General features: G+C 38.3%; 2 protein-coding genes. Both read left to right on the top strand.

From position 1 onward, the window contains the following. Positions 1-48: 48 nt before the first annotated feature. A complete protein-coding gene (locus J7R10_RS08745; RefSeq protein WP_208433993.1) occupies positions 49-228 on the top strand; it encodes a hypothetical protein in 180 nt (59 codons plus the stop codon). Beyond that, positions 218-447, top strand: a 230-nt coding sequence (locus J7R10_RS08740) for a hypothetical protein (RefSeq protein WP_208436479.1), incomplete at its 3' end; no start/stop codon positions are given. The genes J7R10_RS08745 and J7R10_RS08740, both read left to right, overlap by 11 nt.

Here is a 447-nt window from a genome sequence, read left to right as displayed (position 1 = left end):
AACTTATTGGCAGCAGACTGAGGATCGCTGTTGGGAAAAACAAGTTTAATGCGTGTAGCATCTACTATTTTGATTTGTATAGGATTGATAGGAATGATGAATCCAGCACTCTTTATTGCAGAAGGATCAGGAGGAGGTCGTTGGGTTTTTATTGTGATTTTTATTTTGGGAGCACGAAAGATGTGGACTACAATCAAAAAAATTAAATGGCATAATGATGATCATTGAGCGGATTTTGCTTGTTTTGTGGGCTGTGATGTTAGCTTTTTTTTGCGTTTCGTGGTTGGGGACAACGCATATTTTATCAGAAATGTTTTCAGTCACGTATATTGGCACTATCGCAGATATTTTGTTCTTTTTTCTGAGTGCGCTGTTTGCTGGAATACTATGGTGGAGCGTACCTAAAACAATGTCTTTAAAAATGAAACTGGCGGCATTTTTACCGCC

Origin of the sequence: Bartonella vinsonii subsp. berkhoffii ATCC 51672, from assembly GCF_902825225.1 — a bacterium.
Classification (GTDB): domain Bacteria; phylum Pseudomonadota; class Alphaproteobacteria; order Rhizobiales; family Rhizobiaceae; genus Bartonella; species Bartonella berkhoffii.
This window is presented reverse-complemented; position numbering and strand designations above follow the sequence as displayed.